The 19,295-nt window shown below is 61.9% G+C and carries 18 protein-coding genes; 8 read left to right on the top strand and 10 right to left on the bottom strand.

Translation table 11 applies throughout. The annotated features are described in order from the left end of the window. Positions 1 to 103: 103 nt before the first annotated feature. On the bottom strand, positions 104 to 727 hold the full coding sequence (locus RA20_RS03205) for a GDSL-type esterase/lipase family protein (RefSeq protein WP_039124596.1): 624 nt from the start codon (positions 725 to 727) through the stop codon (positions 104 to 106). Positions 728 to 839: 112 nt separating this feature from the next. After that, positions 840 to 2,195 carry a proline--tRNA ligase gene (gene proS / locus RA20_RS03200; RefSeq protein WP_039124594.1) on the bottom strand — a complete coding sequence of 452 codons (1,356 nt, stop codon included), beginning with the start codon at positions 2,193 to 2,195 and terminating at the stop codon, positions 840 to 842. Between the two features lie 239 nt (positions 2,196 to 2,434). On the opposite strand from proS, the gene RA20_RS25285 reads away from it, so the two are divergent. Then, positions 2,435 to 3,016: a hypothetical protein gene (locus RA20_RS25285; RefSeq protein WP_152618422.1), complete on the top strand. Its 582-nt coding sequence runs from the start codon at positions 2,435 to 2,437 to the stop codon at positions 3,014 to 3,016. A gap of 113 nt (positions 3,017 to 3,129) precedes the next feature. Here RA20_RS25285 and RA20_RS03195 read toward each other — a convergent pair whose 3' ends face one another. After that, positions 3,130 to 4,731 (bottom strand): BCCT family transporter, encoded by a 1,602-nt coding sequence (locus RA20_RS03195; protein ID WP_039124590.1) that lies wholly within the window; start codon positions 4,729 to 4,731, stop codon positions 3,130 to 3,132. A 173-nt stretch (positions 4,732 to 4,904) separates the two neighbouring features. Between RA20_RS03195 and RA20_RS03190 the strand changes: the two genes are divergently transcribed. The 3 genes from RA20_RS03190 to RA20_RS03180 all read left to right on the top strand — a co-directional run bounded on the left by RA20_RS03190 (position 4,905) and on the right by RA20_RS03180 (position 9,064). Beyond that, the gene (locus RA20_RS03190) at positions 4,905 to 6,608 is read left to right on the top strand and encodes an adenylate/guanylate cyclase domain-containing protein (RefSeq protein WP_193748760.1); all 1,704 of its coding nucleotides are present in this window, start codon (positions 4,905 to 4,907) and stop codon (positions 6,606 to 6,608) included. A 117-nt stretch (positions 6,609 to 6,725) separates the two neighbouring features. Beyond that, a complete protein-coding gene (locus tag RA20_RS03185) occupies positions 6,726 to 8,090 on the top strand; it encodes an FAD-dependent oxidoreductase (protein WP_039124589.1) in 1,365 nt (454 codons plus the stop codon). Continuing rightward, positions 8,090 to 9,064, top strand: coding sequence for an isopenicillin N synthase family dioxygenase (locus RA20_RS03180; RefSeq protein WP_039124588.1), 975 nt, complete (start codon positions 8,090 to 8,092; stop codon positions 9,062 to 9,064). The genes RA20_RS03185 and RA20_RS03180 overlap by 1 nt, the downstream gene beginning before the upstream one ends. Before the next feature lie 179 nt (positions 9,065 to 9,243). On the opposite strand, the gene RA20_RS03175 is transcribed toward RA20_RS03180, so the two are convergent. Then, positions 9,244 to 10,014: a DUF5020 family protein gene (locus RA20_RS03175; protein WP_039124587.1), complete on the bottom strand. Its 771-nt coding sequence runs from the start codon at positions 10,012 to 10,014 to the stop codon at positions 9,244 to 9,246. A gap of 575 nt (positions 10,015 to 10,589) precedes the next feature. On the opposite strand from RA20_RS03175, the gene RA20_RS03170 reads away from it, so the two are divergent. Genes RA20_RS03170 through RA20_RS03160 form a run of 3 tightly spaced genes read left to right on the top strand, consistent with a single transcriptional unit; the run spans position 10,590 to position 14,012 of the window. Continuing rightward, a complete protein-coding gene (locus tag RA20_RS03170; protein WP_039124583.1) occupies positions 10,590 to 11,657 on the top strand; it encodes an AI-2E family transporter in 1,068 nt (355 codons plus the stop codon). Positions 11,658 to 11,677: 20 nt separating this feature from the next. Continuing rightward, the gene (locus RA20_RS03165; RefSeq protein WP_039124582.1) at positions 11,678 to 12,385 is read left to right on the top strand and encodes an HdaA/DnaA family protein; all 708 of its coding nucleotides are present in this window, start codon (positions 11,678 to 11,680) and stop codon (positions 12,383 to 12,385) included. Positions 12,386 to 12,437: 52 nt separating this feature from the next. After that, positions 12,438 to 14,012 (top strand): Ppx/GppA family phosphatase, encoded by a 1,575-nt coding sequence (locus tag RA20_RS03160; RefSeq protein ID WP_039124581.1) that lies wholly within the window; start codon positions 12,438 to 12,440, stop codon positions 14,010 to 14,012. A 15-nt stretch (positions 14,013 to 14,027) separates the two neighbouring features. Here the strand turns inward: RA20_RS03160 and RA20_RS03155 are convergent, their stop codons facing one another. After that, positions 14,028 to 14,408 (bottom strand): hypothetical protein, encoded by a 381-nt coding sequence (locus tag RA20_RS03155; RefSeq protein WP_039124580.1) that lies wholly within the window; start codon positions 14,406 to 14,408, stop codon positions 14,028 to 14,030. A gap of 337 nt (positions 14,409 to 14,745) precedes the next feature. Here RA20_RS03155 and RA20_RS03150 point away from each other — a divergent pair, with 337 nt between their 5' ends. Then, on the top strand, positions 14,746 to 15,852 hold the full coding sequence (locus tag RA20_RS03150) for a peptidoglycan-binding domain-containing protein (RefSeq protein ID WP_039124576.1): 1,107 nt from the start codon (positions 14,746 to 14,748) through the stop codon (positions 15,850 to 15,852). Between the two features lie 88 nt (positions 15,853 to 15,940). Here RA20_RS03150 and RA20_RS03145 read toward each other — a convergent pair whose 3' ends face one another. The 5 genes from RA20_RS03145 to RA20_RS03125 form a co-directional block, all read right to left on the bottom strand. Beyond that, positions 15,941 to 16,936, bottom strand: coding sequence for an endonuclease/exonuclease/phosphatase family protein (locus tag RA20_RS03145; protein WP_039124574.1), 996 nt, complete (start codon positions 16,934 to 16,936; stop codon positions 15,941 to 15,943). Next, positions 16,917 to 17,615 (bottom strand): molecular chaperone DjiA, encoded by a 699-nt coding sequence (locus RA20_RS03140; protein WP_039124572.1) that lies wholly within the window; start codon positions 17,613 to 17,615, stop codon positions 16,917 to 16,919. The genes RA20_RS03145 and RA20_RS03140 overlap by 20 nt, the downstream gene beginning before the upstream one ends. Positions 17,616 to 17,624: 9 nt before the next feature. Then, a complete protein-coding gene (locus RA20_RS03135; protein WP_039124563.1) occupies positions 17,625 to 18,146 on the bottom strand; it encodes a GNAT family N-acetyltransferase in 522 nt (173 codons plus the stop codon). Continuing rightward, entirely contained in the window at positions 18,143 to 18,751 is a 609-nt protein-coding gene (locus tag RA20_RS03130) for a VOC family protein (RefSeq protein ID WP_039124562.1), read from the bottom strand. Before RA20_RS03130 ends, RA20_RS03135 begins: the two co-directional genes overlap by 4 nt. 160 nt (positions 18,752 to 18,911) lie before the next feature. Then, complete coding sequence (locus RA20_RS03125; protein WP_039124561.1) at positions 18,912 to 19,271, bottom strand: hypothetical protein; 360 nt, start codon at positions 19,269 to 19,271, stop codon at positions 18,912 to 18,914. Between the last annotated feature and the right edge of the window lie 24 nt (positions 19,272 to 19,295).

Below are 19,295 nucleotides of genomic sequence, written 5' to 3'. Positions count from 1 at the left end.
CAAGGCAGCCGGGTGCTTTTCTGTGCAAACCGCCGCCGCCGGGCGCCAGATCTTTTAAGAAAAAGATTTGCCAAGAGTTTTGGAAAACTCTTGGGCCTGCTGCCTAAACCGTCAGCAGGCCGGAAACCGGGGTTTGCAGCGCTTCCCCGAGTGCCCGCGAGTCCGCAGCCTCCAGGTGGTAGCCATCCGCATCCGAAGCCCGCGCCACCTGAGCCGCATCAAAGAAGCCGCAATCCAGCCGGGCGGCCAGCGGTGCAATCGCCGCAGCAAGCCCCTCGGATTGCGCAACTTTTTCCGGCGTGATGTCCGGATCGGCGCATAGGCTCATCGGCGGCGGCGAGACAAGCAGCACCTTGGGCGAAGCCGCCTCCGGCAGCCGCCATGGATGATGCCGGATGATCTCCACCAGCCGCTCCAGCCCGTCGCGGATCAGGTGGGTGGCATGGCCCTCATAAACGTCATTGGTGCCCAGCATGATCACGGCCAGGTCCAGCGGCGCATGGCTGTGCAGCAGCATGGGCAGCACCGCGTCGCCGCGCATCTCGACACAGGCGGAATGGCGCGCATGCACCGTAGTGCGCCCCCGCAGACCTTCGGCAAAGACAACGGCGTCCTGCAGCCCCCCGCCCAGCGCCACCGGCCAGCGGTCGCCGTAGCCGTGCCGCCCGCCTGTATGCGGGTCGCTGCCCCAGGTGATGCTGTCGCCAAAGGCCAGTATCTGTTTCATGCCGTTTCCTCCCTGCCGCGCAGATTGCTGATCCAGCGCTGTTCGGGCAAGAAAAAAGGGAGCGTTGCCGCTCCCTTTTCGTGAATATTTCCAATCGGTTCCGGGCTCCGGCTCAGAAACCGCGCCCAGTGGGGTGATTGGCGTAAACCGCCGCGACTTTTTTCACCGCCTCTTCCGGGGACAGCTCTTCGCTTTCGCCGGTGCGGCGCGAGGTCAGTTCGACAACGCCGTTCTTGAGACCGCGCGGGCCGACGGTGATGCGCCAGGGCAGGCCGATGAGGTCCATGGTGGCGAACTTGCCGCCTGCGCGCTCGTTACGGTCGTCATAGAGCGGATCCAGTCCGGCGGCGGTCAATGCTGCATAGAGCTGGTTGCAGGCCGCATCTGCCTCGTCGTCGCCCTGCTTGAGGTTGACGATGCCGCAGTGGAACGGGGTCACGCCCTCGGGCCAGATGATGCCCTTGTCGTCATGGCTCGCCTCGATGATCGCACCCAGGAGGCGGGAGACGCCGATGCCGTGGGAGCCCATGTGGACCGGCACGTTCTTGCCGTCGGGGCCCTGCACAGTGGCACCCATCGCGTCGGAGTACTTGGTGCCGAAATAGAAGATCTGGCCGACTTCGATACCGCGCGCCACCCGGCGGCGCTCCTCGGGGATCTGGTTGAACAGCGCCTCGTCGTGGGTCTCGTCGGTGCGGGCGTATTTGGAGGTGAACTCCTCCAGCACGTTCTGGCACTGCTCGACGCTGTCGTAATCGATCTCCCGGTCGCCGAAGGTCAGATCGGTGACGGCGCTGTCATAGAAAACCTCGGACTCGCCGGTGTCGGCCAGCACCAGGAATTCATGAGTGTCATCGCCGCCGATCGGGCCAGAGTCGGCACGCATCGGGATCGCTTGAAGCCCCATGCGCTCATAGGTGCGCAGGTAGCTGACCAGGTGGCGGTTATAGGCGTGCAGCGCATCTTCCTTGGTGAGGTCGAAGTTGTAGCCGTCCTTCATGTAGAATTCGCGGCCGCGCATCACGCCGAAGCGCGGGCGGATCTCGTCGCGGAATTTCCACTGGATCTGGTACATGGTCAGCGGCAGGTCCTTGTAGCTGCTGACATGGGCGCGGAAGATGTCGGTGATCAGCTCTTCGGCGGTGGGGGTGAACAGCATGTCGCGGTCATGCCGGTCCTTCACCCGCAGCATCTCCTGGCCATAGGCCTCATAGCGGCCCGACTCGCGCCACAAGTCGGCGGACTGCATGGTCGGCATCTGCATCGGGATGTGGCCCGCGCGGATCTGCTCGTCATGGACGATGCTTTCGATCTTCTTCAGCACCTTGAAGCCCAAGGGCAGCCAGGAATAGATCCCGGCGGCGGATTGCTTGATCATCCCGGCGCGCAGCATCAGCCGGTGGCTGACGATCTGGGCTTCCGAGGGGTTCTCTTTCAGAACCGGCAGAAAATAGCGGGACAGGCGCATCTTGGCTCCATCGGTGATGTGTGTTCGAGTTCCCGCCCGGTTTAGTGGGTGATGGGGGTGCGGGCAAGTGGGGAGGTGGACCACGCTACACGCACTCATTGCTGCGGCTTCCTAAGCCGCGGGTTCCTTAGGACTATCTGCAGATTCCCGAAACTTGTACTGGACCTGCAAAACCGGCGTCTGCAATATTCCAAGCGCCCCCATAGTTAAAACCATTTCAATCACGAGAAAGAAATTAAATGTGGAAACCCGACTCATCCGGTGACCGGATAACTGTCATAGCGCAACTTAATGCACGTGTTCAGCCAATTGATCGCGGAAACTATTTCGAAGATCCTCTTGATGAAGCTCTTCGCGCGGCAGGACTGGGAGAGGTTGCCGGAGGTGGGACACAGCTGACTAGCGAGCCGGATGGGATCGCCCACTGCGACATTGAGATTGCGGCCTGCGACTCCACGCCCTCGACGATTGAGTTCATAACCGAAACACTCGAAGACCTTGGAGCACCTAAAGGATCTTTATTGAAGACTGCACCGGGAACCAATGGGATCCCATTCGGCAAACTAGAGGGAATGGCAGTTTTCTTAAATGGAACAGACCTGCCTGAAGAGGTCTATGCTCAATCAGACGTCAACTTGCTTATTGCCTCATGTGATGAGTTGCTGAAGGGCGTCGGCTGTTTTCGAGGGTACTGGGAAGGCAGCCGGGAAACATCATTGTATTTCTACGGAAGTACTTTTGAGGCAATGAAACGAGCCACTGCAGATTTCATTGCAAAGGAACCGTTGTGCCAGTTGGCTCGCGTTGAACAAATCGCTTGATCGCACTCAGCGATTTCCTTTGCCCCTGAACGCAAGCCGCCAGTCAGAACAACAGCGCAATGCCGGGTACAGAAAATATTGCGGGCAGTAGTACTGCCCGCAACTCTCTCAGATTACATCTTCGCCCGCTCGGCCCGCAGCGCCAGCCACAGGCAGTAGCACATGATCAGCACCACCAGCGTGAAGGGGATGCCGGTCGAGACCGCCGCGCCTTGCAGCGCTGACAGCCCGCCGCCCAGCAGCAATGCGATGGCCACCAGGCCTTCGAGCGTGCACCAGAACACCCGCTGGATCACCGGGGCGTCCATCTTGCCTCCCGCGGTAATCGTGTCGATCACCAGCGAGCCGGAGTCCGATGAGGTCACGAAGAAGATGACGATCAGCACCAGAGAGATCGGCGCCACGATCGAGTACAAAGGCAGCTCCTTCAGGAAGCCGAACAGCGCGCCCTCTGGCTTGTAGCTGTCGATCACGGTTGCTTTGACGCCCTCGGCGCCGCCTGCGTTCAGCATGTCGATGGCACCGCCGCCAAAGGTCGACATCCACAGCGCGCAAACAGCCGTAGGTGCGATCAATGCACAGAGCACAAACTCGCGCACCGTCCGGCCTTTGGAGATGCGGGCGATGAACATGCCGACGAAGGGCGACCAGGCAATCCACCAGGCCCAGTAGAAGGTGGTCCAGCCGTGGAAGTAGCTGGTGTCCTCGCGCCCGAAGGGGTTCGACAGCTCAGGCAGCAGCAGAACATAATCCACCATCACGTTGAAATACCGCGCAATTGCGGTGCCGATGCCGGTGACCAGCAGCACGAAGATGAACAGCACCACCGCCATCACCATGTTGATCTCCGACAGGCGCTTGACGCCTGCGTCCATGCCCATCAGCACCGAGCCCAGCGCAATCGCGGTGATGCCGATGATCAGCAGCACAACCACCGTGTTGGAGGGCTCAATCCCAAAGACCTCGTACAGCCCGGCCGCAACCTGCTGCGCACCAAGACCCAGCGAAGTGGTCAGCCCGAACAGGGTGGCAAAGACTGCCAGCGTGTCGATGGCATGGCCCCACCAGCCCCAGACCCGCTCGCCCAGGATCGGATAAAAGGCCGAGCGCAGGGTCAGCGGCAAGTCCAGGTTGTAGCAGAAGATCGCCAGCGACAGACCAACTGCGGCATAGACCGCCCAGCCCTCAAGGCCCCAATGGTGAATGGTGCCGACAATGCCGATGTATTCATTGCCCGGCTGGCTGGCATCGATGTTCAAAGGCCGCGCGGCGCCGCCTTCGGAGAAGTTGTAGTAGACCGGCTCCAGCACACCGAAAAACAGCAGGCCGATGCCGATGCCGGCTGCAAACATCATCGCGATCCAGCCCGCGTAGGAGTAATCCGGTTTGGCATCCTTGCCGCCGATCCGGACCGAGCCGACCGGCAGGATGATCAAGGCCAGGCAGAACAGGGTAATGGCGTCCACCGACAGGACCAGAAACCAGTCAAACGTGCTGGTCAGCCAGGGCCTGAGCCAGCCAAAGAAAGCGGCTGCCGCCTCCTGGTTGGCCAGCGCCACCAGCACGAAGGCCGCGATCAGTACACTGGAAATCAGGAAGACAGGATTGTGGATGTCCAGGCCAAAGGGCCGGATGTTGTCCTGCCCAAGCTCATACTCGGTCTCGAAGTCCCAGACCCTCGGGTCCGGGTCGAGCATTTTCTTCGTCTCCGGCATTTTTCCTCCCCTTATACTTATCAACAACCTCTCCAGTGTCGCATTAATTGGGCAAATCACCTAATCGGGCGGCTGTGCGGCGGGTCCTGACGGCAGAGCCACAGGCGGCGGTGCTGCCCGGAGAAGTAGAAATTAGTTCCGGTTCCCCCTACCCTTGCCTCATGGGACACTTGGTGCAGCAGAAGCAGAGCGCGGTGCTGGCGGCGGATATCGTCGGCTATACACGGCTGATGCATCAGGACGAGGCTGCCACGCTGGCGGATCTGAAATCGCTGCGCAGCACCGTCTTCAACCCGCAGGTCAAAGGCTGCCACGGCGCCCTGATCAAGAGCATGGGCGACGGCTGGCTGGTGACTTTTGATGCGGTTCCCGATGCCATTTCCTGCGCCCGCACCATCCAGCGCGCTTTGCGGGGCCACCCCAGATTCCGCCTCAGGATCGGCATTCACTTTGGCGCGGTGACCATTGAAGACGAAGACATTTTCGGCGATGCGGTGAACCTTGCCGCACGGCTGCAGGAGGCAGCCGAGGCTGGCGGCATCCTGCTGTCGGAGCAGGCAATCCGCGAGGCGGGGCCGGATCTGGCCGCCGCCTTTTCCAACCAGGGGCCGCAGCGGTTCAAAAATGTCGACGACGCCATCACCGTCTACCGCTGGAACCCCGCTCCGGCCGGCGGCAGCCGGACTGGAAAACCGCTGAAGCCGCCAGCGGTTGCCGTGCTGCCCTTTGACAATCTCTCCAGCGACCCGGAGGGAGAGATCCTCTCAGACGGCCTCAGCGAAGATATCATCACCACCCTGTCGAAGATCCCGCAGCTGCGGGTGATCGCGCGCAATTCGACCTTTACCTACAAGGGCCAGGCCGTTGACATCCGCAAGGTGGGCAAGGAGCAGTCTGCCGACTACGTGCTGGAAGGCAGCACCCGCAAGGCCGGCAACCGTCTGCGCATCACCGCGCAGCTGATCGACGCCCAGAGCGGCCACCATGTCTGGGCCGACCGCTACGACCGCGACCTGGATGATATCTTTGAGCTGCAGGACGAAATCTCCCTGCGGGTGGCTACCGAATTGCAGGTGGAGCTGCTGGAGGGCGAGATGGCCCGCCTGAAGGGCAGCGGCACCCGTGATCTGCGGGCCTGGTACCAGCAGATCCGCGCCTTTGCCTGCACCCGCGAAATCAGCAAGCAAAGCTTTGCCGAGGCCAAGCGCTATGCGCTGGAGGCGCACCGGCTGGACCCCGGTTATGCTGCGCCGCTGTGCACGCTGGGCTTCGTCAAGACGGTTGAAGCCCGGCACCTGTTCACGGATACGCCTGCGGTTTCGGCCGGCCAGGCCCGGGATTATGCCCACAAGGCGCTGGAGCTGGACCCGCACAGTGCCGACGCCTACGCGGTGCTGGGATTTGTCCACGCCATAGAGGGCCACCATGATCTGGCCGTTGATGAGTTCCACACTGCCCTGTCGCTGAACCCGAACCACGCAGACGTGGCGATGCGGCTCTCTATCACCCTGTCGTTTGCGGGCCGGGCCGAGGAAGCCATCCACTATGCCCAGCGCGCCATTCAGCTGAGCCCGCATTACCCCGGGTTCTACGCGGGCATTCTGGGCATGGCCCACCGGCTGGCGGGCAACCACATGGATGCGATCGACGCCTTTCAGGACTACAGCCGCCGCACGCCGGGCTTTGGGCATATGGATCTTGCGCTGACCTATGCCGAGCTGGGAGATTTCGGGACCGCCGCCAAGGAGGCGCAGCTGGCGCTGAAAGCCAGGCCGGACTTTACCATCACCCACTGGGCCGGCACCCAGATCTACGCCGATCCCGCCCAGCTGGACCACGAGAAAGACCTGCTGCGCAAGGCCGGCTTTCCGGAATAACCCCGCCTCTTCATGCCGCATTTGCGACACCGCGTCGCAAAAGAACTTGAACCGCCGTTCAAGATTCGAAAGTGTTACCGGAAACACCGCTCTTGAGCAGGCATAAGGGAGATAGACGTGGTCAGGACCATTACCGAACCGGCGCGCGAGATTCCGGTCATTCACGAAACCGAGGTGCTGGTGGTGGGCTCGGGTCCCGGCGGGCTGGCAGCGGCCTTGGCGGCGGCACGCGCAGGCGTGGAAGTCACCCTGCTGGACCGCTTCGGCTGCTTTGGCGGCAATATCACCACCGTCGGCGTCGAGGGCTTTGCCTGGTACCGGCATGAGGAAACGGTCGAGGCCGGCGGCATCGGCTGGGAGTTCGAAGAACGCGCCAAGGCGATGGGGGCCGCAGTGCCCGAAAGCCAGTCGCTGTCCTATGAACTGGACAGCGAGGGCTTCAAGCTGGTTGCCGACAAGCTGGTGGAAGAGGCCGGCATCCACCCGATGCTGCACCGGGTGTTTGTGGCACCGATCCGCGAGGGCAGCCGGATCACCGGCGTGATTGTGGAATCCAAGGCCGGCCGCGAGGCGGTGCTGGCGAAACGGGTGATCGACGCCACCGGCGATGCCGATATTGCCCATATGATGGGCGCCCCCACCATCAAGACCCCGGTCGAGGAAATGCAGGCGGCTAGCGTGATGTTCCACATCGCCGGCGTCGACAAGCAGAAGTTCATGGACGGTGTGAAGGCTGATCCGCAGACCTATGCCAACTGGTCCACCGGCGAATGGCAGGTGGAGACATCCGGCAAGGAAGACGATATGTTCTCGCCCTTCCTGGCGAAACCCTTTGGCCAGGCGATCCGCGACGGGGTGATCCCCGCGCATCTGAACACCATCGGGGGCACCTGGGGTGCGGTGCATGACAGTGGCGAGATGACCTATATGAACCTGGTGCATCTGGCGGGCATCGACGGCACCGATCCCGACAGCATGACCCGCGGCGAGATCGAGGGCCGCCAGCAGGCTATGCATGCCATCAACGCGCTGCGGGCCTATACGCCGGGCTGCGAGGGTGCGCGGCTGCGGAACTTCGGCATGACCATCGGCATCCGCGACACCCGCAAGATCGACGCCCATCACAACATCACCGAGGACGAGACCCGCAATCAGGGCCGGTTCGACGACACCATCGGCATCTACCCGGAGTTCATTGACGGCTACGGGGTGCTGATCCTGCCGACCACCGGGCGCTACATGCAGATCCCCTACCGCTCGATGCTGCCCAAGGGGGTGGAGAACCTGCTGGTTACTGGCCGTGCCATCGGCGGCGATAAAATCGCCCACGCCGCGACCCGCAACATGGCTTGCTGCGCCGTGGCCGGCCAGGGCGCGGGCATTGCCGCGGCGCTGTCGGTGAAATCGGGCTGCAGCTTTGAAGACGTGAGCATCACAGAGGTGCAAAGCGAATTGAACCGCCAGGGCGTGAGGATCCATTGATGCAGAGCATTCCAACCATCGACATTTCCCCCTTGCGCGGGGCGGAGCACCCGCAGCGGCATGCGACCATCCGCGCCATTCTGGCGGCGGCGGAGGATATCGGCTTTCTCTCCATCACCGGCACCGGCGTGGCGCAGGACACCGTGGATGCAGTCCGCCGCGCGGTCCGGGCAATCTTTGCCGTGGAGGAAAAGTCCAAGTGGGACCAGGCGATTACCCGCGAGAACTACCGCGGCTTCATTCCGATGGGGTTCTTCACCCCCAACGACGGCTCCGGCAAGGCCGATAAATACGAGGGCTACAAGCTGCACCACGAAGTGGCAGAAGATGACCCCGTACGCGCGGCCTGTGCGCTTTACGGCCCCAACCGCTGGCCCGTCGAGGTCCCGCAGGCGCGCGAGGTGATCCTGGGCTACTGGGAGCAGCTCGACGGTGTTTTCCACCTGCTGCTGGGCGCTTTGGCCGAAGGGCTGGGCCTGGACCCGGCGGCGTTTCAGGAACCGTTTGAAACGCCGCTCACCAACATGACCCTGCTGCACTACCCGCCGCAGGCGCCGGAGGAGGAAGGGTTCGGCATCCACCCGCACAAAGACACCGACGCGCTGACCATCATTGCGCCGGACCCGGTGGGGGGGCTTGAGGTTCAGACCCGCGACGGCGGCTGGATCACACCCGACTGCCCGCCGGGCGGATTTGTCGTCAATATCGGCGACATGCTGGAACTGTGGTCCGGCGGGCGTCTGGTCTCCACCCCGCATCGGGTGGTGAACAAGACCGGCAAGGAGCGTTACTCCTTCCCCTATTTCGCGGTGCCGCGCCACGACGTGGTGGTCGCGCCGCTGCTGCCGTCGGTAGCGGGCTTTGACCGCCCTTCCGTGCACTGCGGCCATTGGTCGGCCGAAGTCTGGCGCACCAACTGGCCGGATGAAGCAGCGGACGAGGACACGCCAGAGCTGGGAACCATACACAGCTGAAGAGCACCCCGCCGCACCATGGGGGCGGCTTGTATTCTCATTCAGGTGTGCCGATCGGGAAAAACCGGAAACAGAGAAAACAAATGGAAAGAGCCCTCCGAAAATATCCGGACGGCACATCATTAAATTGAATTATTAAAGTGCGCAGGCCAAATCAGGCCTGCGCTTTTAACCTCCCGTCAGAATTTGAAAGCCGCAAACAACGAAAGTGAATCCTCGTCCGCAGAGGTCACGCCGAATTTGTTTTCGAAATGATTGTATTCCAAGCCGATCTGGAACACCCCCGGCTTCTTGCCCATGGCGTGGCCCGCATCCCAGCGCAGCTGCGGCGAGAACAGGATCTGGTTGTCGACCCCCTGCCCGCGTTCGCCGATGAAGTCGACAAAGCCTTTGAACAGAAACTTCTGGCTGCCGATGTCAAACGGCCGGTCCCAAACAACGGTTGCCTGATAGGTGGTGTCCAAATCCCGATCGAACGGATCGGTGACAGTGTCGTAGGCATAAAGACCAAGGCTGAGCACCCGGAAGCCCGGCACGTTGAACGATACCCGCGGGCCGATCAAAGCTGCTGTAAAATCAGTTCCCTGGTTGATGGACGCGCCTAGGGCCACATCCTTGATGAGCCCGTCTCCGAAGGAAAGGCCGGCGTTGCGGCCGGAGAAATGCACGTAGATTTCCCCGTATTGATCGCTCTTGCGGCCAGTGCCGTCCCCATCGGAAAAGAAGTCGACAAAGAAGAACAGATCGCCCCAGTCCCGGACTGTGATGTGATCCAGCGTAACGGTTGTCCGGCTGGTTTCGTTGATCCCGTTGCGGCCGAACAGATAGCCGTCGCCCTGATGCAGCTGCACCTCTGTCGACGAGAAGCCCTGAGCCGCGGCGGTTTGCGGCATGGCTGCGGACACAGCTAATGCGCCTGCTGCCAGCAGGCTTTTCATGTATTTTTTCATTGGTCCCTCCCAAAATTCTTTACCGCCCGGAAAGAATGCAAATTCCTCCGGCCAACCCCTTTCCGTAACGGTATGCCTAAAAATACAAACATCAGGATTTTCTCAAACAAAATCGTCCGGGAGAAATTTCGGTTTCCAATTCCGAATCAGAACCAAGGGAATTTGCACTTCACTGCGCAAGAAATTGTTTTTGCTTCACTTATTCGCACCATCGGAATTCGAGAAGCCCGGATCATTAGAAACAAGGCGAAGGTCTCTCAAAAAATCCAAGGCTATTGAGACGGCGCAAAGCTGCCTCAGCCCCGCTGGCGGCGCAGCCGCGCGGCCTGGCCGCAAGCCATTTGCAGCCGGGGCTTGCCAGGGGGCGGCCTGACGGCGGGCCCCGCCGCCAAACATCAGGCCGGCCGGTTTTACACCGTCCCCTGGAAACGTCCACCATTTGCCCACGGCCTTTTCCGCCTTATCCCCGCCTTGCCCACAGGGGAATGACGCCGCCCCCTTGCAAGACCCTGCCCCATCGGGAAAGACTGGACACAAGATCCTGAACCAGACGGACCAAGGACGGGCAGAACAACATGGCGCTACCAGCAAAGAAGCAGTTCAAATACTGGGGCATTGCCGCCCTGGTCTTTGCCGTTGTGATGTGGGCGCTTGGCAATGTGCTGCTGCCCTTCGTGCTGGGCGCTGCCATCGCCTATATGATCGACCCGATTGCCGACCGGCTGGAAACCTGGGGAATGAGCCGCACGGGCGCGACTGCCACGATCACAGTTGGCGCGCTGCTGGTGTTCCTGCTGATGCTCTTGGTGGTGGTGCCGACGCTGATCTACCAGATGATTGATCTGGTCAACGTGCTGCCGCAGCTGTTCCGCGATGCCCGCGCATTCGCCAATGAGCATTTCCCGGCCATCTTCGAGCAGGACAGCCGGATGCATCAGGCGATCACCGCTATCGCGCAGACGCTGCAATCGCGCGCGGTGGAGCTGCTGCAATCGGTGGCAGGTTCAGCTGTGTCGCTGCTGAATGTGGTGGTGCTGCTGGTGATCGTGCCGGTGGTGGCGGTCTATCTGCTGCTGGACTGGGACCGGATGATTGCACGCATTGACGACCTGCTGCCGCGCGACCATCAGCCGGTGATCCGCCGCATTGCCTCCGAGATTGACGCGGTGCTGCATTCCTTCATCCACGGGATGGGCACGGTCTGCCTGATCCTGGGCACCTATTACGCGGTGGCGCTGATGCTGGTGGGGCTGAATTTCGGCCTCGCTGTGGGCTTCATTGCCGGACTGATCACCTTCATCCCTTACCTCGGCGCTCTGATCGGCGGCGCGCTGGCCATCGGCCTGGCGCTGTTCCAGTTCTGGGGCGACTGGGTGTCGATCGGGCTGGTGGCCGGCATTTTCGCCATCGGCCAGGTGGCCGAGGGCAATTTCCTGACCCCGAAACTGGTCGGCGGCTCGGTCGGCCTGCACCCGGTGTGGCTCTTGCTGGCGCTGTCCGTCTTTGGCGCGCTGTTCGGCTTTGTCGGCATGCTGGTGGCGGTGCCGGTCGCCGCAGCTTTGGGCGTGCTGGCGCGTTTCCTGACCGAGCAGTATCTGGACAGCCGCCTGTACCAGGGGCAAAGCCACCCCGATGCCGAATAACTGTGACACGGATTAAGACGATGGCGCAGCAGCTCAGCTTCAAACTCCCTGCCAAACCCGCGCTGGGGCGGGAGGATTTCTTTGTCACCGCCTCCAATGCGATGGCCGTTTCGCTGCTGGAGTCCGGCTTTGCCTGGCCCAGCGGCAAGCTGGTGCTGACCGGGCCCAAGGGGGCGGGCAAGACGCATCTGGTGCATGTCTGGGCGGACCAGTCCGGCGGGCGGATCGTCAATGCCACTGAGCTGACGGAGGCCGCAGTGCCGGAGCTGGCCCGGACGCCCGTCGCGGTCGAGGACGTGCCGGTGATTGCCGCCGACACCGCGCGGCAGAAGGCGCTGTTCCACCTGCACAATCTGGTGCTGGCCAACGGCCATGCGCTGATCATGACCGGCCAGCAGCCGCCCAATCTCTGGCGGCTCAGCCTGCCGGATTTGCAAAGCCGGGTGCAGGCCGCGACCCATGCCGAGCTGCAGGCGCCGGACGACCAGCTGCTGGCGGTGGTGCTGGCCAAGCTGTTCAATGACCGCCAGATCACCCCCAAGCCGGATGTGATCCCCTATCTGGTGGCGCATATGGACCGCTCCTTTGCCACTGCGGCGCGGGTGGTGCGGCGGCTGGACCACCTATCGCTGGCCGAGAAACGCAACCTGACGCGCCCCTTAGCGGTGCGCGGACTGACTGAAATCCGCGAGGCAGGCCCGGAAAATGACGCATCCGCAAGCGGTTGACCCCTGCCCGCCCATCGCACATCCTGTTGCCGGATCGCAAGACGGAGCCCTCATGGACATGATTCAGGACGCCTCGGACGCAAGCATCGCCGAGTGGGGCCCTTTCGGCCGCCCGATCTTTGACGACCCGGGCGCCCGGGCCCTGTCGCGGGTGGGGGTGGTCGATGTCGGCTCCAACTCGGTCCGCCTGGTGGTGTTCGACGGCGCCGCGCGAAGCCCCGCCTACTTCTATAACGAAAAGATCATGTGCGCGCTGGGGGCCGGCCTGTCGGAGAGCGGCCGCCTGAACCCCGAGGGGCGCAAGCGGGCGCTGTCGGCGCTGCGCCGCTTCCAGCAGCTGGCCGAAGGCATGGGGCTGCCGCCGCTGTCCGCGGTTGCGACCGCCGCAGTGCGCGACGCCGAGGACGGTCCTGAGTTCTGCGAGGAAGTCCTGCGCGAGACAGGCCTCAGGATCCACGTGATCGACGGGCGCGAAGAGGCGCGGCTGTCGGCGCAAGGGGTCCTTCTGGGATGGCCGGGCGCCTATGGGCTGGTCTGCGATATCGGCGGCTCGTCGATGGAACTGGCGGAAATCCAGGACAACACGGTGGGCCAGCGGGTCACCTCGTCGCTGGGGCCGCTGAAACTGCGGGATGTGAAAGGCGGCCGCAAAGGCCGCAAGCAGCACATCAAGGACGTGATTGAGCAGCTGAAATCCGAGATGGGGCCGCAGCGCGACCGGCTGTTCCTGGTCGGCGGCAGCTGGCGGGCGATTGCCCGTGTCGACATGCACCGGCGCGGTTATCCGCTGAAAGTGCTGCATGAATACCGGATGACGGCTGCTGATGTGCGTGCCACCGCCAGATTCATCGCCGAAAATGACATGGACGAGCTGCGCAGCACCTGCGGCATCTCCTCCAGCCGTGCAAGCCTGGTGCCCTATGCCATCGACGTGCTGACCCGGCTGGTCAAGACCTTCAAACCCAAGGACATTGCAGTCTCCAGCTACGGCATCCGGGAGGGGCTTTTGTACGAGCAGATGCCCCAGCGCCTGCGCGAGCGGGACCCGCTGGTCGAAGCGTCGCGCTTTGCCGAAATGAAAGACGCGCGCATCCCCGGGTTCGGCAAGACGCTCTATGATTTTGTCAGCCCGCTGTTCCCGGGCGCACGGCACAGCAAACGGCGGCTGATCAAAGCGGCCTGCCTGCTGCATGACGTGAGCTGGCGGGCGCATCCCGATTACCGCGCCGAGGTCTGTTTCGACAATGCCACCCGTGCCAACCTGGGCGGGCTCAAGCATTCGGAGCGGGTGTTCCTGGGACTGGCGCTCTTGCACCGCTACAGCAACAAGCGCCAGGGCAGCGCCTTTGCGCATCTCTACGGGCTGCTGGATGAAAAGAGCCAGCACGAGGCTGAGGTGCTGGGCAAGGCAATGCGCTTTGGCGCCATGCTGATGGTGACCGGCAAAGGCGAGATCGGCGCGTTGCGCTGGCAGCCGCGCAAGCGGGTGCTGCATGTGGAGCTGCCGGTGGCCGCGCGGGCGCTTTACGGCGAGGTGGCGGAATCCCGGCTGCAGTCGCTGGGCAAGACACTGGATGCAGAGGTGCATCTGACTTTCAGCAAAGCAGGTCCTGCGCCGGCAGCGTGAACCTGCCGCACGGCATCAGATCTCGGTAACGCCTTCTTCGGCGCTGTCTTCATTTTCCGCAGGCGCCTTGTCCCTGGGTTTCTTGCGGATGATGATATCGCCGTTCGGCAGGATCTCAGGCAGCTCATAGGCGCTCCAATCCTCAACCTCCTTGGCAATCTCAGCCAAGGCAGGGCCCATTTCGCTGAGGAAGGCGCCCATCGAGGGGCCGATTTCCTCCATCAGCCCCTGCAGATCTTCCAAGGCAGGCGCCATTTCCTGCACCAGCCCTTCCAGCAGCAGCTCGGCTCCGCGCTCCATCAGCGAGGGGCCATTGTCTTCCTCCCCTGCCTCCTGAGCGGAAAGCGGAGCTGAGAGGACAGCAGTCAATGCGGCAGAAAGGAGGATCTGTTTCATGGCGCCAATATAGGCGGGTCTGAAGGGCGGGAACAGAGGGGTTGCGCTGCAATTGCATACCGGGCGGGTGTTTGCTGCCGGCCCGGGACTGGGCCTTTGGTCCGCGTGGCGCCTGCGGAACACGCCGGCGCAGAGCGGAAAGTGTCAGAAAATGCAGGAAGTCCGCGCCAGACGGCCTTACTGATCCAGGTGGAAACCTCCCGCCAAAGGCGGAAAAAACCTTGGCAGACCAAAAACCCGCAGCCTACTCTTTTCTTAGGGCCAGGCCCCTTAGGTCAACGGGTCCGGTCCCAACTGGTTGTTTGTATGTGAATGTAACGAGTTTTTGGGGTGTCTTATGGGACAAAAAATTAGCGCCTCCGTTGGAAAGGGAGGCAAAAACCAGCCAAATGACGTCAAAGCGATCCAGACGCTGCTTAATCCATTTGCTGGCGATGCCGGGTTTTCAAAACTGAAACCGGACGGCAAGCCAAGCGGCAAACTGGACAAGGCCATCAGCAGTTTTCAGGAAAATATCTGCGGTTTCCGGCCGGATGGGCGGGTTGACCCGGGCAAACGCACGATCAAGAAACTCTTGGCCGGACCCGCCAAAGCCAAGGCCGAAAAGAAAAAAGAGGAAAAGGAAATCCAGAAGGTGAAGTCGCAGGAGCACCAGAAGGCGCTTGCGGCGGCCAAGAAGAGTTTGGAGAAGGCAGCAAAGACGCAAAAAGTCTCCTCAACCGTCTGGGGGGCCATGTGGGAGAGTATCGCAAAGGAAGCAGAGGCGCTTTACGACAGTTATTGGGCCAGCGGTGAAAAGAAGGGAGACCTTGGGTCCCCCGATGAAGCCAAAAAGCAGGCAAAAAAGATCTCTGACAAGATGAACAAGGAGATCAAGAAGAAGATAGACAGCTCAATCAAGGAAGCCGACACCGGCGGGAATACCTACCCCGGCAAAGTGACCGGCAAAACGCAGGGTGTTAAGAAAGAGCTCATTGAAGTCTTGCTCGCAGTCTCTTCTCATTACGAAGGCACGCCGATCGTTGTTGTTTCCGGCTTGCGCGACAAGAGAGGCCAGGCCCGCGCCATGTTTAAGTACTGGGACAAGCATCTCAAGAAATACGGAAAGAACGGGGATATCTACTGGTTTGTCAGGCAGCCGAAGTACCAGGAATTGTGGAAAGAGCTGGATGACCTGAAAATGGTCAAGAAGGATTTGAGCGGGTTTGTGAAATGCATGCTGGAAAAGGCGCCCTGGGGCAGCGTTTCCCGCCACCTGAGCGGCGAAGCCGTGGATATCTCGACGTCCACCGACAAGAAGATCATCAAGGCCCTGTCGATGGTGATGAACTATTTGCCCGAAAAGGATGGAAACTCCGAGGGCATCAAATGCCACCACTTCGACAACAAGACAAAGATTAAGTTCCCTATCACCGATAGCATGCGTTCGAAGTTTCCGAAGTAGAGGAATTCGGGGAGGGCTAGCTGAGTCCCCGCGCATATGCAACTGCGGCAGCGGCCTTGCACCCGGTCCCGTCTGAGCGGCGGTTTTCTCAGGCCACACTGAAATCCAGCGTCACCGGAAAGTGGTCAGACGCATTCAAAAGCGCCTCGCGCATCTCTTCATCCTGATAGCATTCGCCGTCCTCAAACGGATGCCAGATGCGCCATTGCGGCTGCCGGCCCATCAGGCTGTGCGAGATCATCACATAGTCCAGAAGTGCCCGGAAATAGCGTTTGGTTTCCGGATTGTAGAAGCGCGAGGTGCTGGGCAGTGAGGTCGCGCGCGGGCGGGCCAGGCTTTGCGCATTGGGGTCATTCAGAAGCCCCCCCATGACGATCTCGACCGAAGAGTGGCCAAAAAGCTTTTCGTACTGGTCCAGCCCGGGGCCGTCATTAAGGTCGCCCATCACGATCACATGCTCGCCCGCCGCCGCGTGCTCAGCCACCCGCCGGTGCAGCCAGATCGCCTGCGCCAGCTGTTTCCGCCGGTTGGCGATGGAAACAGCCGTGATCTCGTCGCGGGATTTGGCCCCGTGCGGTGCCTTGGATTTCAGATGCGCACCGATCATCCGCAGCCTGGTGCCGCCCTTGGTGGTGACCGCCAGCTCCAGCGGCGGCTTGGAAAAGCGCACCTCGTCCTCCCGCGCGTCGATATCCAGATCGATGCGGAACACGCCGTCGAATTGCGGCGCCTCTGGCGTGGAGCGGGCGTCGTGCACCGCGCCCAGCACGTCAGGGTCGTACAGAAGCGCAATCTCCTGCTGGGTGTCGTTGGGAAAGCCGCTGACCGCCTCCCGCGCCCTGAGGCCGGCTTCTTCCGCAAAACGCTCCAGGGCGCGGGTGGTGCGCTGGGTGCGGCCGGTGTTGGGCGCCTCAACCACCATCACCGCATCCGCATCAATGCGGCGCAGCACATGGGCAATGGCGCGGCCCTGGGTGTAGCGGTCGACGCCGTGGCGCGCCGAAGGCGCGCCGTCCAGCATCAGGTTGTCATCGCCATCAAACAGGTTGGCGAACCATTCGATATTATAGGTGGCCAGCCGCATTGCCGCAGCATCCGTTGATCTCATCCCAGGCGCGGTTGATGTCGATCATCCGCTTCTCGGCCAGCCTGACGGCTTCCTCGGGCACCCCGCGCGCAATCATCGCATCCGGGTGGGTCTCGCGCACCAGCTTGCGCCAGTGCTTGCGGATCTCCTCCTTGGTCATCTCGGGGCTGACCCCCAGCACGGTAAAGGGATCCTTGGGGGCGTCCGGCACAAACCGCGCCCTAAGCGCCTGGAACTGCTGCGGAGTCTGCCCGAAGATGCGGCTGACTTCCTCCAGGAATTCATTCTCGCCCGGGTGATAAAACCCATCGGCCATGGCGATATGAAAAAGCCCCTCCATCAGGTCGCAGAGCGTGGTCGGATCCTCGGCGAACATGCGCTGGATGCGGCGGGCGTACTCCTGGTAGCCCGCGACATCGGTGCGCGCCATGTCAAAGACCCGCGCCGCGCCGGTCTCGTCATCGCGGGCAATCTGGAACACCTCGCGGAAGGCGGTGACCTCGTCCCGTGTCACCTGGCCGTCCGCCTTGGCCATCTTGGCGCCAAGCGCAATCACGGCGATGGCAAAAGCCACCGTCTTTTCGGGCGGTGCGCGCAGCTTGTCGAAGACGTCGGTCAGGCTTTCGCCCTTGGCAAGCGCAGCCAGCGCGTCGGAGATACGGGTCCAGAGTGACATCGCTCAAGCCTAACGGTCTTTGCCGGGGCTGTCAGGGGCGGGAATTCCGGGCGTCAGGATTTTCTGCATGAAGATGGTATCCAGCCACTGCCCCCATTTGCAGCCCAGTTCCGGCATCCTTGCCGTTTCCGCGTAGCCCAAAGCGGCGTGAAAGGCGATGGCGCCGGGGTTGGCGCTGCTGACGCTGGCGATCAGCACGTGAATGCCCGCCTGCTTTGCTTTTTCCTCCAGGGCCTGCAGCAGCGTGCGGCCAATGCCAAGGCCCTGCGCTGCGGGCAGCAGGTGAATGGTATGCTCAGCCGTAAAGCGGTAGCCGGGGCCGGAGCGGAACGGGAAGAAATACGCGTGCCCGAGGATATCTCCGCCCTGCTCCGCCACCAGATAGGCGCCTTTGGCCGCGGCGATCTGTTCGCGCACCTGCTCCGGCGTCTTCTCGATGGTGTTGAAGGTGGCCAGCGTGCCGTGGATGACCTGGTTGGCAATGGCGCAGACAGCCTCGGCATCGGCGGCGGCGGCAGAGCGGATAATCACCGCAGCACCCGTTTGCCATGCGGGGTGTCAAACTCAGCCATCAGGGCCGGCGTCCCCTGCTCCACTGCCAGGCGCGGATCATTGATGACCCGGTCCAGCGCAGTCTGCAGACCGGCCGCCTCAGGATGGCTGACCACAAGGCGGCTTAGGCGGCAGCCCGATTGCGGCAGCCTGCCTGCAGGCGGCTCGGCCTGCCACTGCAGGACCGCGGGGAAGATGTTGTCAAAAGGCAGCAGCCCGTCTGCGGGCACCGTCATCAGCCAGCTGAGATCCCCGCGCTGCATCTGCACATGCCGCTGCGCGTGGGGCGGAAGCAGAAGCTTCTCCGCTTCCAGATCCTCGCTGCGCAGGATCCAGTTGTTCAGCTTTGCGGGCCCTTCGAAGCGGTCGAGGTTGAACCAGCGCGGCTGCTCCTGCGGCTGGGTCCCGGGGTCGATGGCAATGGCTTCAAGGTACAGCCCGTCCTCCAGCCCGATGAGACGGTTATGGGTACCGTACCGCGGGTGCTGGCCGCCCGGGCCGAGGGCGACGCCCAGAGCGTCTTCGGTATGGGCGACAGCCTCTTCCAGCGTTCCGCCTGCCACCGCCAGGTGATCGAGTATCATTTGCGCGCCTCCCCTTTTGCGGCCAGAGACTAGCCGGACGGCGGCGGGGCGCAAGGCGGGAATTTTGCTGAAATTCTGTGTCGCCTTTAAAGATTAGGCCCGTCCCATGCTATCGCAGCCTGGGATCAGCCTACCAAGCACGCGCATTCAGATGCTGCAGTCATTTCTCGCTTGAGAATAAGTCAATCAACCGCTCGAATGCGTACCCAGAGGCATTGATTTCTCCGTCCTGACCAATGCCTTCCAGCTGCAGAAGAGAGCCAAGAAAATCAATCATTTGATCAGCTTCGGTTTCTTCCAAATCAATCTCGCGCCATCCAGTGCCTGTAATTACCGGGCTCTGAAATCTCTTCAAGGTCTTCAAGGCTCTGCCCGCGCTGGCCGGCGCCCCGCTTGCGGTGAACTTGTGCAGAAACTCAATGTCCTTTTCCCAAAGCCTTACGCGAATTGAGTTTCTTTCCAGCCGCAGTTTTTTCTTGGGAACCTGAATATCAGCATTTTGGGGAACGCCTCCCCCCAACGCGAGCAGCCCGCTCCCTTTTTT

The organism is Leisingera sp. ANG-Vp (assembly GCF_000813725.1).
Lineage (GTDB): Bacteria > Pseudomonadota > Alphaproteobacteria > Rhodobacterales > Rhodobacteraceae > Leisingera.
This window is presented reverse-complemented; position numbering and strand designations above follow the sequence as displayed.

What these genes read in the sequence shown, in the direction of transcription:
- RA20_RS03205 (WP_039124596.1), bottom strand. Translation starts at nt 727, where the DNA reads ATGAAACAGATACTGGCCTTTGGCGACAGCATCACCTGGGGCAGCGAC.
- proS (WP_039124594.1), bottom strand. Translation starts at nt 2,195, where the DNA reads ATGCGCCTGTCCCGCTATTTTCTGCCGGTTCTGAAAGAGAACCCCTCG.
- RA20_RS25285 (WP_152618422.1), top strand. Translation starts at nt 2,435, where the DNA reads ATGTGGAAACCCGACTCATCCGGTGACCGGATAACTGTCATAGCGCAA.
- RA20_RS03195 (WP_039124590.1), bottom strand. Translation starts at nt 4,731, where the DNA reads ATGCCGGAGACGAAGAAAATGCTCGACCCGGACCCGAGGGTCTGGGAC.
- RA20_RS03180 (WP_039124588.1), top strand. Translation starts at nt 8,090, where the DNA reads ATGCAGAGCATTCCAACCATCGACATTTCCCCCTTGCGCGGGGCGGAG.
- RA20_RS03175 (WP_039124587.1), bottom strand. Translation starts at nt 10,014, where the DNA reads ATGAAAAAATACATGAAAAGCCTGCTGGCAGCAGGCGCATTAGCTGTG.
- RA20_RS03170 (WP_039124583.1), top strand. Translation starts at nt 10,590, where the DNA reads ATGGCGCTACCAGCAAAGAAGCAGTTCAAATACTGGGGCATTGCCGCC.
- RA20_RS03165 (WP_039124582.1), top strand. Translation starts at nt 11,678, where the DNA reads ATGGCGCAGCAGCTCAGCTTCAAACTCCCTGCCAAACCCGCGCTGGGG.
- RA20_RS03160 (WP_039124581.1), top strand. Translation starts at nt 12,438, where the DNA reads ATGGACATGATTCAGGACGCCTCGGACGCAAGCATCGCCGAGTGGGGC.
- RA20_RS03155 (WP_039124580.1), bottom strand. Translation starts at nt 14,408, where the DNA reads ATGAAACAGATCCTCCTTTCTGCCGCATTGACTGCTGTCCTCTCAGCT.
- RA20_RS03150 (WP_039124576.1), top strand. Translation starts at nt 14,746, where the DNA reads ATGGGACAAAAAATTAGCGCCTCCGTTGGAAAGGGAGGCAAAAACCAG.
- RA20_RS03145 (WP_039124574.1), bottom strand. Translation starts at nt 16,936, where the DNA reads ATGCGGCTGGCCACCTATAATATCGAATGGTTCGCCAACCTGTTTGAT.
- RA20_RS03140 (WP_039124572.1), bottom strand. Translation starts at nt 17,615, where the DNA reads ATGTCACTCTGGACCCGTATCTCCGACGCGCTGGCTGCGCTTGCCAAG.
- RA20_RS03130 (WP_039124562.1), bottom strand. Translation starts at nt 18,751, where the DNA reads ATGATACTCGATCACCTGGCGGTGGCAGGCGGAACGCTGGAAGAGGCT.